The organism is Nostoc sp. (genome assembly GCF_036917465.1).
In the GTDB taxonomy this organism is placed as follows: domain Bacteria; phylum Cyanobacteriota; class Cyanobacteriia; order Cyanobacteriales; family Nostocaceae; genus Nostoc.
Genome location: NZ_JBALDL010000066.1, coordinates 67093 through 83306, shown reverse-complemented (window position 1 = coordinate 83306; position 16214 = coordinate 67093). Strand labels below are relative to the sequence as shown.

Annotated in this window: 12 protein-coding genes; 9 read left to right on the top strand and 3 right to left on the bottom strand. The window is 41.8% G+C overall.

The genetic code is table 11. The features are described from left to right. Window positions 1-84 precede the first annotated feature (84 nt). Window positions 85-258 (top strand): PepSY-associated TM helix domain-containing protein, encoded by a 174-nt coding sequence (locus tag V7K38_RS15110; RefSeq protein ID WP_334858923.1) that lies wholly within the window; start codon window positions 85-87, stop codon window positions 256-258. Window positions 259-363: 105 nt separating this feature from the next. Here V7K38_RS15110 and V7K38_RS15105 read toward each other — a convergent pair whose 3' ends face one another. From V7K38_RS15105 to V7K38_RS15095, 3 genes are read right to left on the bottom strand one after another with little or no spacing between them, the layout of a single operon-like run. Further along, entirely contained in the window at window positions 364-1692 is a 1329-nt protein-coding gene (locus V7K38_RS15105) for an efflux RND transporter periplasmic adaptor subunit (protein ID WP_334858921.1), read from the bottom strand. A 52-nt stretch (window positions 1693-1744) separates the two neighbouring features. Continuing rightward, window positions 1745-4120 (bottom strand): ABC transporter permease, encoded by a 2376-nt coding sequence (locus V7K38_RS15100; RefSeq protein WP_334858919.1) that lies wholly within the window; start codon window positions 4118-4120, stop codon window positions 1745-1747. A 6-nt stretch (window positions 4121-4126) separates the two neighbouring features. Next, the gene (locus V7K38_RS15095) at window positions 4127-4843 is read right to left on the bottom strand and encodes an ABC transporter ATP-binding protein (protein ID WP_334858918.1); all 717 of its coding nucleotides are present in this window, start codon (window positions 4841-4843) and stop codon (window positions 4127-4129) included. Window positions 4844-5424: 581 nt separating this feature from the next. On the opposite strand from V7K38_RS15095, the gene V7K38_RS15090 reads away from it, so the two are divergent. The 8 genes from V7K38_RS15090 (at window position 5425) to V7K38_RS15055 (ending at window position 16131) form a co-directional block, all read left to right on the top strand. Then, window positions 5425-5559 carry a hypothetical protein gene (locus tag V7K38_RS15090; protein ID WP_334858916.1) on the top strand — a complete coding sequence of 45 codons (135 nt, stop codon included), beginning with the start codon at window positions 5425-5427 and terminating at the stop codon, window positions 5557-5559. Window positions 5560-5680: 121 nt separating this feature from the next. Further along, the gene (locus V7K38_RS15085; RefSeq protein WP_334858914.1) at window positions 5681-5962 is read left to right on the top strand and encodes an acyl carrier protein; all 282 of its coding nucleotides are present in this window, start codon (window positions 5681-5683) and stop codon (window positions 5960-5962) included. A gap of 3 nt (window positions 5963-5965) precedes the next feature. Beyond that, entirely contained in the window at window positions 5966-6364 is a 399-nt protein-coding gene (locus tag V7K38_RS15080; RefSeq protein WP_334858913.1) for a holo-ACP synthase, read from the top strand. Window positions 6365-6392: 28 nt separating this feature from the next. Next, window positions 6393-7955, top strand: coding sequence for a benzoate-CoA ligase family protein (locus tag V7K38_RS15075; protein ID WP_334858911.1), 1563 nt, complete (start codon window positions 6393-6395; stop codon window positions 7953-7955). Between the two features lie 25 nt (window positions 7956-7980). After that, entirely contained in the window at window positions 7981-9303 is a 1323-nt protein-coding gene (locus V7K38_RS15070) for an anthranilate synthase component I family protein (RefSeq protein WP_334858910.1), read from the top strand. Window positions 9304-9317: 14 nt separating this feature from the next. Then, window positions 9318-9782: a holo-ACP synthase gene (locus tag V7K38_RS15065; protein WP_334858909.1), complete on the top strand. Its 465-nt coding sequence runs from the start codon at window positions 9318-9320 to the stop codon at window positions 9780-9782. Window positions 9783-9932: 150 nt separating this feature from the next. Continuing rightward, a complete protein-coding gene (locus tag V7K38_RS15060) occupies window positions 9933-11447 on the top strand; it encodes a 3-oxoacyl-[acyl-carrier-protein] synthase III C-terminal domain-containing protein (protein ID WP_334858908.1) in 1515 nt (504 codons plus the stop codon). A gap of 43 nt (window positions 11448-11490) precedes the next feature. After that, window positions 11491-16131 (top strand): amino acid adenylation domain-containing protein, encoded by a 4641-nt coding sequence (locus V7K38_RS15055; protein ID WP_334858906.1) that lies wholly within the window; start codon window positions 11491-11493, stop codon window positions 16129-16131. Window positions 16132-16214: the final 83 nt, after the last annotated feature.

The window sequence follows — 16214 nt, the reverse complement described above, 5'->3', positions numbered from 1 at the left end:
ATTATTTGTTTACTTGGTCTATCACCTGATATTTATGGTCATTTGGTCGATAATTCCTCTTAGTCAAATCCTATTACGCGAACGGTGAGTAACAAAGTCAGTAAACCTGAAGATGCAATGTCTAAGATGCTGATTATCCTTGCAGATTTTCACTTCGGCATTTTCGGTGGACTACCTACTCGCATCCTCTATATGCTCATCGGCTTAATGCCTACTGTTTTATTAATCACTGGGATGATAACCTGGCAACGCAGGTGATTGCCTGCGTTGGATGGATCTATGCCAAGTGCCAAGGCTGATGGCAAAACAAGGCTAGGTATTCTGAGCAAAGGCCGAGCTTTCTAAGCCTTGGCTCCTAAATTCTTACCCAGGATCTGCAATCTGGCTGCCTTCTTTGATTTCCTCTGTGGGATGGAGAATGACTATTTCTCCTTCCTTCAATCCATCTTTGATGGCAGCTTCAAAATTATTCCGATGGTCAATCTCAACTACACGTGTTTTTGCTTTACCCTTTTCTACCACAAAGGTACACCAAGACTGCTGACAGCGAAAAAGGGCGCTCAGAGGAACGATGAGGACATTTTCTCCTTGCCAAACCACAATTCTTGTTTCTACACGGTAGTTGTCACCCAAAGGCACTGAAGAATCTACAAAGTCACCGATGATGTTAACCCGTTGTTCTTCAACCCCAAGAGCAGAAACCTTAGTAAATGCTGAAGGCTCAATTTTTCGCACTCTTGCTTCTAAAGTTTTGTCCCCGCCCCAACGTTCAATTAAAATTTTCGTTCCTGGCTTTACCTTCACAGCATCACTAGAAAGGATGTCAGCTACCAATTCTAGTTTTGAGGGATTACCTAACTCTAACAAAGGAGTTCCAGCCTCCACGTACCGGGCACTCTCTTGCAGTACTCGCAGAACACTTCCATCTGAAGGAGAGCGGATATCGCTACGAGCAGCATTATCAGCTAGGTTAGCAAGTTCAGCTTTGACACTGGCAATCCGGGCATCATAGACATTAAATAGGTAGTCGGGGTCGCGCTGCTGTGCGCGTAACAGATCAAAGGATTTCCTGACAGCTACTACCTCAGCCGCAGCACTATCAACCTGTCGTTGTTGTGCCTCTAATTCTCTAAGGCGGGTGATTTGCAATAACTGGGCACTTTCGAGATTTTGACGGGAAATTGCACCATCTTCTACTAATTTCTGGGCACGGATGCGATCGCGTTCTGCCTGTTCAAGTGCCGCCTTAGCTTGCTGAACCATTGCCTGAGTCTGATTTTGTGCTGCTTTAGCTGCTTCGATCTTCGCTTGGGCTTGTGACAATGCTTCTTGTTTTGGTCGTTGAATTACGATCCCTGAACGTTGTGCTTGTAACTCCTTGAGATTTGCTTGAGCTGTTTTTAACTGAGTGTCTAGAGGTAAAGGGTCAATGTGAGCAACCACTGCACCACGCTTAACAGTATCACCTTCCTTGAGTTGGATGCGAGCTAATCTACCTGCTACAGTATTTGAAATCACGAAGCGGGAACGGATACGGGTTTTAGCTTCGGCATCGACAGTGACTAGCAAAGAAGCGCGTTTAACCTGTTTGATCTCAACCCGAATCGGGTCTGGACGCAATGCTAGGAATGTCAGCGTAATTATTCCTAGCCCACTGATTATGTAAATGACCCGCTTAGGTAAATACTTCATAAAACAAATTAACAGTTACAAGTTACTAAGTAGCCGCCATCAACTCTGTTATTCATTCCCTGGTTTTAAGAACAGCAATCAGATCGAGACGATTTAGCTGGCGCTGGACAATTAGCCCACAACTAATCGCTGCTGCGACAACGACCATAATGGCGAAAGTATAGTTTGCCTTAGTGACAATTAAGGGCAAACGATAAAGTTCTGAATCATAACCAACACTCATTAAGGCAGCCAATCCAGACCCCAAAAATAGACCTAGAGGAATTGCTACCAAGATGATAATTCCTTGCTCTCCTAGTAGGATGAAAGCAATTTCGGCACGGGTGAAACCGATAATTCGCAGACTAGCTAACTCTCTCTGCCGTTCTGACAAAGAAATTTGTGCTGCATTATAGACTACGCTGACTGTAATAATAGTGGCAAAAACTAGCAGTACCTTAGTGGCTACTTGCATATTTTTACCCATAGACTCCTGAAAACTCTCTATGGATGCCTCTCGGAGAAAGACGTTAGTCACATCGGGAATCTTTTTGAGGTAGGAGTACAATTGACTACTAGCATTCAAATCGATCGCTGCGTAAACACCTGATACTGTTTGCCCTTCTTCCATGAGTCGGTTGAGAGCATAGATGTCCATATAGACATTGAAACCCATCAGTTCATCTACCAGCCCCATCACAGCAACCTGATGCACAGCATGACTACCTTCAAGTACTTCTACTGTGAGTTTTTCCCCTGGAATAACACCCAGGATTTGTGCCAGCTTAGTTGTTAGCACGACTCCATCGGTGGGGAGATTCACTGGGTAAAGATTGCGATCGACTAAATGCTGAAGTTTACCTGCTGGGTCAATTCCGGTTATGGCCATACCTTGGCGTTTGTGATGTTCAAACATCAGGTTTACAGGTACTGTCCGAAATGGTTCGGCAGAGAGGACTCCAGGAAAGTGAGTGATTTCGTACCGCACACGGTTAGGACGCGGCTCATTAAAAATAATGGTGATATCTTGTCGTTGGACAATATTGAATTGAAAATCAATTAAATAAGCTAAGGCATCTTCAAAGTAACGACCCACCACTAGTAAGGCGATCGCGATCGCAATCCCCAAAATAGAAAAGCCTGCCTGAACTGCCTTGCGTTCGAGGTTACGGCAAATAATCCGACCGGCTGGCGATAAAAAGCGGCCAATACCCAGGCGCTCAATGATTGATGGTCGAAACTTAGCTGGTGGCTCTGGTCGCATAGCTTCAGCAGGGGGTAAGGAAATAGCTTTGCGAACAGATCCAAAACCTCCCAAACAAGCTGCGCCAACACTGATGCAAATAACTGCGATCGCTAAATCTGTTCTCGCTTCATAGTGAAGTATTGGTAAGCGGAAAATCTCTGTGTAGACGTGGGTATATCCACTACCTAACCAAAACCCACCAACAATACCAATTACTGTCCCCCAACTAACAATGCTCAAAACAAGTTTTAGATAATGTCCACCAATGGCAATATTGCCATAACCTAAAGCTTTAAGTACAGCAATCTGCTCCCGTTGTGTCCCCACTAGCCGGGAAATTACGAAGTTTAACAAAAAAGCTGCGATCGCCAGAAACAGGCAAGGCATCATCGTCCCCGATACTTTGAGTTGGTCTACATCATTAGAAAAAACCTTGTTAGATAGCTGATTTTTCCGTCCATAAGCACCCAAACTACCGTAGCGCTCTAAAAGTTGGTCAAGATGCTCAATCACATCCTCTTCAAAGACTCCTGGCATGAGTCTGAGAGTGACATTGTTAAAGGCATCGTCGAGATCGAAGGCCGTCGCTAGTGCTTTTCGCCCCATCCAGATGACACCAAATCGCTTATGATCGGGAAACAGAGATCCTTCGCCTCGAACTTCATAAACATATTCGGGTGAGAGAGCGATACCGACAATCCGTAACTGCTGCCAGCGACTATTAATTACAGCTCCAATAGAGTCACCGAGATCCAGTTGGTGAGCTTCAGCAAAAGCTTCACTCACTAAAACTTCATCACCTCGTTCTGACTCGATATAACGACCCTTACGGATATAAAGGTCATTCAGTATGGGGACGCGCTCTTGGGGTATGGATATTAATCGACCGATGACTGGTTCATCGAAGTTAGGGATATCAAGAGTGACATCAACTACAATCCGCGTTTGCGTCTGTGCTACTCCCGGAATTTCCGCAATCTGACTAGCTAAAGTTTCTGGCGCCCGCTTCATCTGAGCAAAAACATGGGCAAAGCGATAGCTATCGTAATAAATAGACTTGGTGAGTGCGAGGGAAGCATGAGTACTCTGAATCATGATCAAGCTAGAAATACCGCAAGCGACAATTAAAGCGATCGCCAAAACCTGACCTCGCAAGCCCAGAAGATCGCGCCACAGTTTTCGATCTAGAGACGAGTTAAACATTAAGACTTACCACTCCAATTCAGCCGGAGATAACTTGGTTTGGTTCCGATGCTCTTGAATAATCTCACCGCTACGCATGGTCAGCACGCGATCGGCCATAGCTGCAATTCCCACATTGTGGGTGATTATAGCAATTGTTGTTCCCAATTCTCGGTTGACTCGCTCAATTACCTCTAGTATCCGCTTACCTGTTTGAAAGTCAAGCGCCCCTGTTGGTTCATCACACAACAATACTTGCGGTCGCTTGGCAATGGCACGAGCTATTGCGACTCTTTGTTGTTCTCCACCTGATAATTGAGATGGGAAGTGATCGAGGCGATCGCCTAAATCTACCAATTCTAGAGCTTCCCTCGGACGCATCGGATGAGCAGCAATCTCTGTAACTAGAGAAACATTTTCCCGCGCTGTTAGGCTGGGTATCAGATTGTAAAATTGGAAGACAAAGCCGATACAATCACGCCGAAAACGAGTCAAGACTTTTTCGTTAGCGTTGGTCAGGTTGCGATCGCGAAAATACACACTGCCACTTGAGGGCACGTCTAGTCCTCCCAAGATATTCAGTAAGGTTGACTTGCCACTGCCAGAAGAACCCAGTATGACCATAAACTCTTTTTCGTCAAGGTCGAGGTCTATGGAGCGAAGGGCTTGCACCTCTACTTCTCCCATCCGGTACTTTTTAGTCACTTCACGCACCTGAAATATTGGTGGTTGTCTGACTGTCACTTAAAAAACTCCAAATCGAATTGAGTTAACGACCGGGCAGATTGCTCATTGTCTTGGGCGGGGCTTGTTAGTGCTGAAGACAATAGGCAATAGAAATATCTTTAATTTACAGATAAATGATAATTTTTATCGTTTATTTCCAGTAGTATACTGAAACTTGCGGTGTTTGTGAAGCATGATGCTGTGCAAAGCAAGGAAACTTCAGAATTTGGGAGTTTTAGCTCATCTTTTACCAATGGACAAAACCCAGGCTAGCGATCGCTCCGACCTAGCTTATTGATAAATAATTTCTATAAAATTCTTCCCTCTGCCATGTATTTAATTATATTCTTACCAGCTATATACTCCTGAAACAGCCTATCCTTATACCTTTTTGCTTGTGAAAGAAGTTTTTTTACTACATAAAACTTTAAATTAGGACTTGCTAAGATGATGATATCTATAATAAAGTACTGACAGCTAATGAAAATCTTTCCTAAATAAAGTGAAATTTAATTTAGTTTTTCAACCATATAGGAATCATAATATGTTCTAAAAAAGAAGTTTCAAGACAAACTTGAACGGCGTTGCATAAATGCGGAATGAATTGGCGGTTAAAACCCTTGATAATGGTGCATTATGAACTTCGTTCTACACAACGTCAGTTGCTACAACAGAGGGAACTCACCTACGGCGGGAAACCCGCCTACAGCGCTGGATTCACCGCAACGCACTAGCTCCCTTACAATACCTAATTTTGTTCAAAAATCAAATATGAGTTCTATATGAGAATATTTTGTAGGTAATTAAGAACTGCCACAAATCCTGTAGTTCAAATGCATTGAGAAATTTTGCTTTATGGATACTCTAAAAGTGATGGAAACTATCAATAAAATACTTACTGATTTAGGTATTACCGAAGAGTTGCTTTATCCAGATGCTTTACTGCGTAAAGATTTACAGCTTGATTCCACTGAAACAGTAGAAGTATCCTTAGAACTCAAACGTCAGTTGGGAGTTAGTGTCAAACTTGAAGGTCGGCAAGATATGACGCTAGATCAATTTTGTCATCTGGTACAGGCTGCAATGCTTGTAAGTCCAAATGAATACAGCGCAACTATACCGAAAAATTTTGGCTAGGCAATGGCTTCCCTCTTTTCTAGTAGAACTTTCAGTATTAAGGGTCTTGGTATTGACATCACACCTATCGAAAGAATTGCTAGACTGATTAACCGACACGATCGCGAAACCTTAAATTTACTGTTTACTCTTGATGAAATTGACCGTTGTCAAGCAGCTAATGATCCCCACCAGGATTATGCAATCTGCTTTGCCACCAAAGAAGCCGTAGGTAAAGCCTTGGGAACCGGATTAGCTGGCATTGGTTGGAATGAAATTGAAGTAGATATCACACACACCAAATTAATTATTCATTTGCAAGGAGAAGCAAGTATCCAAGCAAAACAACAAGGCATCAGAGAATTCTTGGCTACTTGGTGCTATTGGGATCAACACGTACTAGTTCAAGTCCTCGCTCAGTAAAGCATATCAGCCTCACAGGAAAATTTGGATGGGTAGTATTTCAGAAAGATTACCAGAGGTCTTTAACGTTGCAGCTTACTTCTTAGAAGGCAACTTAGTACAAGGACGTAGCGAGAAAACAGCCTTTTACTATCAAAGTGAGACATACACTTATGCCCAACTGAACAGCTATGTGCAACGCACAGCTAAACTACTTTCTCATCTCGATTTAGAGCGGGAAAATCGGATAGCCATTCTCTTGTCCGACACTCCCGAATTTGTATTTACTTTTTGGGGTGCTATCTGGCTAGGAGCTATACCAGTTCCGATTAATACTGCTTGTAGTTTGGATGAAATTCAGTATATTCTGCAAAATTCCCGCGCCAAGCTTTTAGTAACTACTCAAGAGTGGCAAGGGAAACTAGCTCCTGTTCAGTCTCAGTTCTTACGCCATATTCTGCTAGCAGATGGTGAAAATCCCTTAATTTCTCTACTCACTCAACAAGAGGAAACATTACCTTGCGCCGAAACATCCCGTGATGAACCAGCTTTCTGGCTTTACACCTCTGGGAGTACAGGCCAGCCTAAAGGTGTGATTCATCTTCATCAAAGTATGGTGGTGTGTGCAGAGCAGTACGGTAAAATTATGCTGGGCTTGCATCAAGATGACATCATCTATTCAGTTGCTAAGATACCCTTTGCCTATGGTTTAGGTAATACTCTCTATATGCCAATGGCTGTTGGTGCAGCATCTATACTATCTGATGCCAATAATGCTTTTGACATCATTGCTGATATCCACCACTATCGACCTACAGTCTTGTTTGGTATACCCAGCGCTTATGCAAGTATTCTCAGCGCAGATGATATTTCTCCTCTAGATGTTTCCTCTATACGTTTATGTGTATCGGCTGCTGAACAATTGCCTAAAAGTATCTGGCATAAATGGCTTTTGACTTACAATCATGAAATTTGTGAAGGTATTGGCACGACTGAATTTTTGCACATTTTTCTAACTAATCAATTAGGAAAGTGTAAACCAGGTAGTTCTGGTCGTCCGGTTCCTGGTTACGATGTTCAGGTGATTGACGAAGATGGTTTTCCTTGTAGTGCTGGCGAGATTGGCGACCTCCAAGTAACTGGAGAAAGCCTCATGTTAGGGTACTGGAACCGACTGCAACAAACGCGAAAAGTTCTCTATGGTAAGACGATGCGAACCGGAGATAAATATTTATGCGATGCAGAAGGATATTTCTGGTTTATGGGTCGTCAGGATGATCTTTTTAAGGTTAATGGTCAATGGCTATCACCTTTAGAAATTGAAGATATTTTGCATCAGCATCCGCAAATTTTTGAGGTAGCAGCAGTACCAGACTCAAACAATGGAGAAGAGTTGATTCAAGTAGTTGTTTATGTCAGCCTCAAACCTGGAGAAAAGTCTTCGCCAGAAGTTGAGGATAGTATTCGGAAGTTTGCTAAACGGCGATTACCTCATTTTAAGGCTCCAAAAAAAGTTTACTTTTTAGAAAATTTACCACGCACCTCGACTGGTAAAATTAACCGCAAAGTATTAGGAAAAAAGCATACTTTAGCGACAAAAACAATTGACTAAACAATTATCTACAAGGATAAAATAGATGGTAACGGAGTTAAAGACCGAAATAAAATATCAAGAAATATTTGTACCTGGACAAAGAGAACCCATCGTTATCTTAAAGAACCTACTACAAGCTGGGATTATTACCAAATATGTCATGTATGAAGGGAAAAATGAGGTTCGGATTGCTGGTAATGAGTTATTTAGGGTAGCAGTAAACCAAAATTTTGTCTCTATTAACGGTGCTGGAAATTCTGACTGTGAGCCAGTAAGCGATCCTTTAAAGCAAGTAGAGAATTTACTTAAGTCTTTGAATATTGAAAATTGGACAGCTTATGGTTATGTAGCGTTTGATATAGCTCGATTTTACTCTTCATACTCTAAAGCAATCCAGCAAGAACTGCTTTATTTTATGATTCCCGAAACTGAACTTCGTTGTACAGTAGAAGGAGTTCATATCAAAACTACTAAGTCATTAGAACAGATAAAAAACCAATTATTTATTGATAATCCACTGCCAAACTATACACCAGCATCTTTGGAATTGGACTTTAGCGATCGCGAAGATTATCAAAATCGCATTGAGACTCTGATCAAAGCAATTAAAGAAGGTGATTTGCACAAAGCGATAATTTCCCGCTCAGTCAAAGTACCAGGTGATTTAGATGCCATCGGAACTTATGTCGTAGGAGCTAGAGCCAATAATGCAGCACGTTCTTATTGTTTAGATATCGGAGATGTGCGTGCAGTTGGCTTTAGTCCAGAAATTCTGATGGAAACCGATGGAGATGGGTATGTTGTTACTAATCCCCTAGCTGCAACTCGCCCTCGTAGTGAAAATCTCCAAGAAGATACACGCTTAAGTGATGAATTATTTACTGATGCTAAAGAAGTTAAAGAACACTCACTCTCAGCCTGGTTAGCACAAAGTGAGATTGCTTCCTTGTGTTTACCAGAAACTGTACGTATTTTTGACTTTATGGAAGTTAAAAAGTACCGTTGTGTACAACATCTATCATCACGAGTTGGTGGTAAACTCAAAATAGGAAATACCCTATGGGATGCATTGAAAGTATTGTTTCCCGGAATTACAGTCTCTGGGATTGATAAAGAAAAAGCTTTAGAATGGATTAATCGCTTGGAAGACGAGCCAAGAGGAATTTATGCTGGTGGTATTGGTTGGGTAGATAGTAATGGTTCATCAGATATTGCGATCGCTATTCGCTCAGTTTATCAATACGGAAATACTATTCACTTAAATGCTGGCGCTGGTATTGTGGCTGAATCAGTTCCAGAAAAAGAGTACATCGAGTCTGTCAACAAAATGAATACGATGTTGACCAATTTAGTTTTACAGTCTTAAACCAAGTTAATCTCATGTTTGTAATTGAGTCTGAAAGTTTACCTGTAAACCTGCTCACCTTTGAGCCTGATGCTCTCGAAGTCATTGGCCATAGTATTGATATCGTGGCTATAAGTTATATTAAAAAACTTATAGAACCAGCAGTAAAGTCTTTTGAGATGCAATGGTTTACAGAACGTGAGTTGAATGAATCTGGATTTGGTAATGATCGTATCCAGTATTTAGGCGGTCGTTTTTGCGTCAAAAAAGCTGTACTTCAAATCCTTGGGGTTGAATGTAACCGAGATCGTTACTGGCGGGATTTGGAAGTACAACGATTACCAACAGGTAAACCAGCAATTGTACTAAATGGCAAATGTCAAGAAATTGCAGTAGCACTTGGGATTACCAAATGGTTAGTTAGCATCAGCCATGTATCATCTTATGCAACTGCGAGTGCGATCGCTCTTGGTTCTAAGTACGAGACAGAAGAATTTTAGATTTTAAATTTTGGATTGAACAATCTCAAATCCAAAAGACGCTCAATGATTCGCTAACGCAAATCCAAAATGAAAAGGCAGGAGGGAGAAAGTTTCTAAGTAAAATTCTTTCCCCATTCCTCATTCCCTATTCCCCATTCCCTTTTTGAAATGATTAACCTTCCAGTAGGTATTCGCGCACTTGCAGTTAGCTTTCCCGATATCATTCGGACAAATGAATACTGGCAAAACAAGTATCCCGACCTATTTACACAAACAAAACTCAGAAACCCAAGGAGGTCTAAATCTGATGACTTCACTACCGACAACAATGGGCTGGACATTTGGTCAACAGCAGTAGCATCATACTTATCAGATCCCTTTCGAGGTAACATTGAACGACGGGTGCTTAGTTCTCAAGAGTCATCCCTAACGTTAGAATACCGCGCTGCTAAAGATGCTCTTGAGGCTGCAAAACTCGCTCCCAGTGAAGTCGAACTCATGATTGTCGCTTCGCTTTTCTCCGAACAAGTCGGGGCTGGAAATGCAACCTACTTAGCTGAACAATTAAAACTATGCTGTCCTGCATGGAATTTGGAGTCAACTTGCTCAAGTGCTTTAGTGGCACTTCAAAATGCTCAGGCTCTCGTACAAACTGGAACCTACCGTAATGTACTAGTAGTTATCTCTCAGATTGGATCTAATGCTGTAGACGAAGCAGACACACTCTCATGGTCAATGGGTGATGGTGCTGGAGCTTTTGTAGTTGATTTGCTTAAACCTAACCAGGGAATTCTGGGTACTAAAATTGTTAATACGATCGCCACACATGATGCATACTCATATAAACTGACAACAGATGCACAAGGCAAGCCCCGAATTTGTACTCGCACGGGAAACAATGCCAATATGCTTGCAGAAACAGCAGTAGATTTTGTCCGTAACTGCTGCTACGGTGCAACTGCTGCTGCTGGTGTCACCCTTGATGATATTGACTTTTTTGCATTCAATACTCCTACTGCTTGGTACGTCGATGTTTGTACACGAGCATTAGGTATCGATAAAGAGCGGACAATTAATCTCTACCCGCGATATGCAAATATCGGGCCAGTACTTCCCATCGCTAATTTGTACCATGCAGCAGCAGAGGGAAAAATTTGCGAAAATAATTTAGTTCTGGTTTATACTAACGGTGCCGCAGCTACTGCCGCAGCAGTTGTTATGCGTTGGGGTGATGTGGCCCTTGGACAAGTTCCAGCCCCCCCAATTAGCCTTATGTCTGAACCAGCAATACAAGATCATCTTTCCCAAGAAAAAGTCTTCACTGCAACACAAACCGCTTTTTCAAAAGCAAAACTCTTGGCTGCTCAACCAGAGCAACAACAGCAAATGCTAGAAACTTATCTTCTGGAATGGTTAGCTACCTCACTACAGCTACCCTTAGCCAGCCTTAATACTCAGCAGTCTACTGCTTCATTACTTGATTCTTTAATGGCTATTGAACTGAGGCGCAAAATAGAGGCTAATCTACAAGTGCAAGTATCTATAGATAAATTTTTAGTTAACAATATAGCTGAACTAGCCGAGCTATTACTAAACCAATTAACCTTAGCCAGCCTAACTGTATCAGAACCGATCGCCTCTGTTGACCTCAATCTCAAAGAAAGAGAAAAATTGAGTTTATAAAAAAGGAAGTCTAATTTTCCTAATTACGAATTGGTATAAAATCATGGATTTGCGTTCACTTTTAACCGCTCTCTCTGACAAAGGCGTAAAACTAGCTGCTAATGGAGATTTACTAGATGTTGATGCTCCCAGGGGAGTACTAAACTCAGAATTACGTAACTCATTAGCTGAACATAAATTAGAGATTCTGCGATTTCTGCAAGAAAACAGCATCAGTGGGAGTTTCACGAATTTACCGAAAATTGTACCAGCCCCAAGCGATCGCTACGAACCTTTTCCCTTGACTGATATGCAGCACGCCTTCTGGGTAGGGCGGAATGGGGCGTTAGAGTTAGGTAGCGTATCGAATCATGGTTACTACGAAATTGCTGGTAATGACATCAACCTAGAACGCTTGAACTGGGGACTGCAAAAGTTAATTGAACGCCATGATATGTTGCGTGCTGTGGTGCGGCCAAACGGACAGCAGCAGATTTTGGAGAAAGTACCTCCTTATGAAATGAAAGTTTTAGACTTGCGGGGACAGGATGAGGAAGTTGTCAATGTGCAGCTAGAAGAAGTACGCGATCGCCTTTCTCATCAAGTGCTACCATCTGACCAGTGGCCCCTATTTGAATTTAGTGCTACACGTTTGGATGGAGGACACATCCGACTACACATCAGCTATGATTTGCAAGTATTTGATGCTTGGAGTCTATTTCGTCTCTTTGATGAGTGGTTTCAACTCTATCAAAATCCTGATATTATCTTGCCACCCCTAGAGCTTTCCTTTCGAGATTATGCCCTAGCAGAACAGTCTTTGCAAGAAACAGAATTATACAAGCGATCGCAAAAATATTGGCTCAACCGTCTAGAAAACATACCTCCAGCCCCAGACTTACCTCTAGCGAAAAATCCCAAAGAACTCAAACAACATCGTTGTAAACGTTATCATTCCCAACTAGAACGAACCCTTTGGCAGCAATTAAAGCAGCGAGCCGCTCAAGTCGGTTTAACTCCCTCTGGTGTTTTACTGGCTGCTTTTGCCGAAATATTGACACTTTGGAGTAAAAACCCCCAATTTACGATTAATCTAGCCCTATTTAATCGCCTGCCACTACACCAACAAGTAAATGACATTTTAGGAGACTTCACCTCCGTTACTCTGTTGACAGTAGATAACTCTACGCCCGAAGCATTTACTGACCGCTCCCTGCGCTTACAAAGGCAACTTTGGCAAGATTTAGAACACCGCTACTATAGTGGTGTGCGTGTGGTACGAGAACTAGCTCGGCAAAAAGGTACAGGCCCCAGCGCCATGCCAATTGTCTTTACCAGTACTCTCGGCTTTAGTTCTCTTGGTCAAGAAACCTTAACATTCAGTCATTTTGGCGAACTAGTTTATGGCATCAGTCAGGCATCTCAGGCTTGGATGGATATACAAGTCTGGGAAGAAAAAGAGGAATTGACATTTAACTGGGATGTGGTGGAAGAACTCTTTCCAGAAAATGTTGTCAACGATATGTTTGAGGCTTATTGTCTTTTCCTCAAACAGTTGGCGATTTCTGATTCTATCTGGTTGGAGAAGACTAGACAATTACTACCTCCTGCCCAATTAGTTCTGCGGGATAACGTCAACGCTACTACAGCACCACTTCCTGATGAGATGTTGCACACTTTATTTGCAGCCCAAGTGCAGAATCGCAGACTAGAACCTGCGATCGTTTCATCTCAGGGTATCCTGACTTACCAAGAACTATACAACCTATCCAATCAACTAGGTCATCAGCTGCGCCGTTTGGGAATTCGTCCGAACCAGCTTGTCGCCATAGTTATGGAGAAAGGATGGGAGCAAATCGTCGCAGTGCTGGGAGTTTTAGCTGCCGGAGCTGCCTATTTACCCATCGATTCAGGATTGCCTCAACAACGCCGGGAATATCTATTAGAAAATGGTGAGGTTCAAATTGTTCTGACTCAATCGTGGCTGAATGAAAAACTGGAGTGGCCATCAAACATTCAACGATTGTGCATAGATAGAGAAGAACTCGCTGTTGAAAGTCAGGAGCCATTACAGCCAGTTCAGACACCCGATGATTTAGCCTATGTCATCTATACCTCTGGCTCCACTGGTTTACCTAAAGGGGTAATGATTACTCATCGGAATGTTGTGAATGTTGTGATTCACACAAACAAACGCTTTAATGTTAGTTCCACAGACCGGATTTTGGCTCTGACTTCCCTTGCTCATGACTTGTCTGTTTATGACATATTTGGGCTTTTGAGTGCTGGCGGTGCAATTGTCATGCCTGAAGCCTGTGCTATTAAAGACCCTGGTCACTGGGCTAGTGTGATGGTGCGATCGCAAGTTACACTTTGGAATACCGTACCAGCAATGATGGAGATGTTGGTCAACTATGCCGAACAGCAATCTGTGGAGCTTCCTAAAAGCTTGCGTTTGGCAATTTTAGGCGGAGATTGGCTACCAGTTTCTCTTCCCCAACGAATCAGAGCTTTAGTCCCAAAAGTACAAATACTCAGTATTGGTGGCCCTACTGAAACTACGATTTGGAATATTGGTTATCTCATAAAAGAAGTTGCTCCAACTTGGAAGAGTATTCCCTATGGTCAACCAATGGCTAACTCAAAATACTACATTTTGAAAGAAAGCCTAGAAGATTGTCCTGTTTGGGTTCCGGGTCAGATGTACTGTGCTGGTGTGCAGTTGTCCAAAGGCTATTGGCGCAACGAAGAAAAGACCACTGGCAACTTTATTTCTCATCCTCGCACAGGCGAACGTATCTACCAAACAGGAGACCTTGGTTGCTATCTACCAGACGGCAACATTCAATTTTTAGGACGAGTAGATTTCCAAATCAAGATTCGGGGACACCGCATCGAAACCGGAGAAATTGAAGCAGCTTTGTCACAGCATCCAGCAGTACGGGCTGCTGTTGTTACCGCCGTAGGAGAACAACAAGAGAAAAGGCAATTATTAGCTTATTTAGTTCCAGAACCAGAGCGGACAGCAGATATTTTTGAGGTGGAACAAGCAGAGCTAACTAAATCTCAGCAAATTTGGCAATCTGTTGTGGAAGCCGGTCAAAAACAAGCCCAAAAAGTTATCTGGCAATCAAGTGGAGAAAATGTCTTAGATTTATTGCAAACTTTAGGACATTTGCACACTAATTCTGTCTGCCAAGCATTTAAAAAACTAGGAGTTTTCAACTCTGTTGGTGAGAAATACGATCTAGCTCAATTAATTTCTCAATGTGGAATTGCGCCCCGCTATCGACATTGGTTGTATCGAGCATTAACAGCACTAGTAAAGGCAGGTTGCTTAGAGCAACAAGGTGAGGTATTTACAAGTTCTGTTGCTTTGCCAGAAGTAAGTTTATCAGAGTTAAAAATTGAAGGACGAGCAAAACTAGCTGAAGTTTTGTTGTTTGATGAATCGGAAAGTAGTTGGTTAGATTTTGCCTCAGAAAATTTGGCAGATATTATTACTGAGAAAATTAAAGCAGCCGAGATTTATGCTAGTAAATACTTGCCCTTAATTTACCAAAAGCTATTTCCTTACTGTAATGGCATTGTTGGGAAAATCATGAAAGCAGTGGTGCAAAATCGGTTGTCAGGGAAACCACTGCGGATTTTAGAAGTTGGTGCGGGTCTCGGTGTAACGACGATTCATGTATTACCGGAATTACCATTAGATACAACTTACCTATTTACTGATATTTCCAATTATTTTTTGCAAAATGCTAAGAACAATCTTGCTCAATACCCATTTGTCAGCTACAATTTATATGATTTAGAAAAAACTCCTCAAGAACAAGGTTATGAGCTTCATAGTTTTGATGTAGTGATAGCAGCATCTGTGCTGCATGACACCCGTTACCTTACTCAAACCTTAGAGAATCTTCGGTCTTTGTTGGCTCCTGCTGCTTTATTGGTAATAGTTGAAATAACTAAGTTTCAACAGTTTTTCGATTTAAATATGGGATTGCAGCAGGGGTTTGATGTATTTGAAGATCATGATTTGCGACAAGTTCATCCATTAATCTCAGGAGAACAATGGCGAACGATGTTGTCTAATTCAGGATTTGCAGATAGTGTCCTTTTAAGTAGACCTAATTCTGTATCTGAATGCCTCGGCTTTGAAGTTATACTTGCTCAAGCACCGTTATCTGTGAAGAGGTTTAAAGCAAGTAAGTTACAAAACTATTTACAGCAGAAACTACCAGATTATATGGTACCTTCTGCATATATGCTCTTAGAAAATTTACCTCTGTCTGCAAATGGTAAAATAGACCGTAGTAAACTGCAAACGCAAAAAAGTTTGCTGCAAACCTCAGATAGTTATATAGCACCAGAGACGGAAATTGAGCAAACTGTTGCTGGTGTTTGGCAAAAAGTCTTGGAATTAGAAAAAGTTGGCGTTAACGATAACTTTTTTGATGTGGGTGGTGATTCTTTGCTCATCACAAAAGTTTATAGTCAACTAAAAGAAGCTTTACCTAAAGAAATGCTAGATATTTCAATGGTAGATTTGTTTAAATACTCAACAATTAAGAGTTTGGCTAATCACTTAAGCCCAGAAAAACCAAGAATTTCTTTAGAGCAAAAAAGTACGGAATTAGAGAAAGAATTAACAGCAGGAAAAAATCGGCTAAAACAACGGTTCCAAAAGTCAATTATGAACAAATAATTTGTAATTTAATTTGTACAAGTATTTACTGGTTGTAACTACGAATTACTTTGACTGAGATGAATATCTTTATATGTCAATAC

What these genes read in the sequence shown, in the direction of transcription:
- V7K38_RS15070 (WP_334858910.1), top strand. Translation starts at nt 7,981, where the DNA reads ATGGTAACGGAGTTAAAGACCGAAATAAAATATCAAGAAATATTTGTA.
- V7K38_RS15090 (WP_334858916.1), top strand. Translation starts at nt 5,425, where the DNA reads ATGAATTGGCGGTTAAAACCCTTGATAATGGTGCATTATGAACTTCGT.
- V7K38_RS15085 (WP_334858914.1), top strand. Translation starts at nt 5,681, where the DNA reads ATGGATACTCTAAAAGTGATGGAAACTATCAATAAAATACTTACTGAT.
- V7K38_RS15075 (WP_334858911.1), top strand. Translation starts at nt 6,393, where the DNA reads ATGGGTAGTATTTCAGAAAGATTACCAGAGGTCTTTAACGTTGCAGCT.
- V7K38_RS15080 (WP_334858913.1), top strand. Translation starts at nt 5,966, where the DNA reads ATGGCTTCCCTCTTTTCTAGTAGAACTTTCAGTATTAAGGGTCTTGGT.
- V7K38_RS15060 (WP_334858908.1), top strand. Translation starts at nt 9,933, where the DNA reads ATGATTAACCTTCCAGTAGGTATTCGCGCACTTGCAGTTAGCTTTCCC.
- V7K38_RS15055 (WP_334858906.1), top strand. Translation starts at nt 11,491, where the DNA reads ATGGATTTGCGTTCACTTTTAACCGCTCTCTCTGACAAAGGCGTAAAA.
- V7K38_RS15065 (WP_334858909.1), top strand. Translation starts at nt 9,318, where the DNA reads ATGTTTGTAATTGAGTCTGAAAGTTTACCTGTAAACCTGCTCACCTTT.
- V7K38_RS15100 (WP_334858919.1), bottom strand. Translation starts at nt 4,120, where the DNA reads ATGTTTAACTCGTCTCTAGATCGAAAACTGTGGCGCGATCTTCTGGGC.
- V7K38_RS15105 (WP_334858921.1), bottom strand. Translation starts at nt 1,692, where the DNA reads ATGAAGTATTTACCTAAGCGGGTCATTTACATAATCAGTGGGCTAGGA.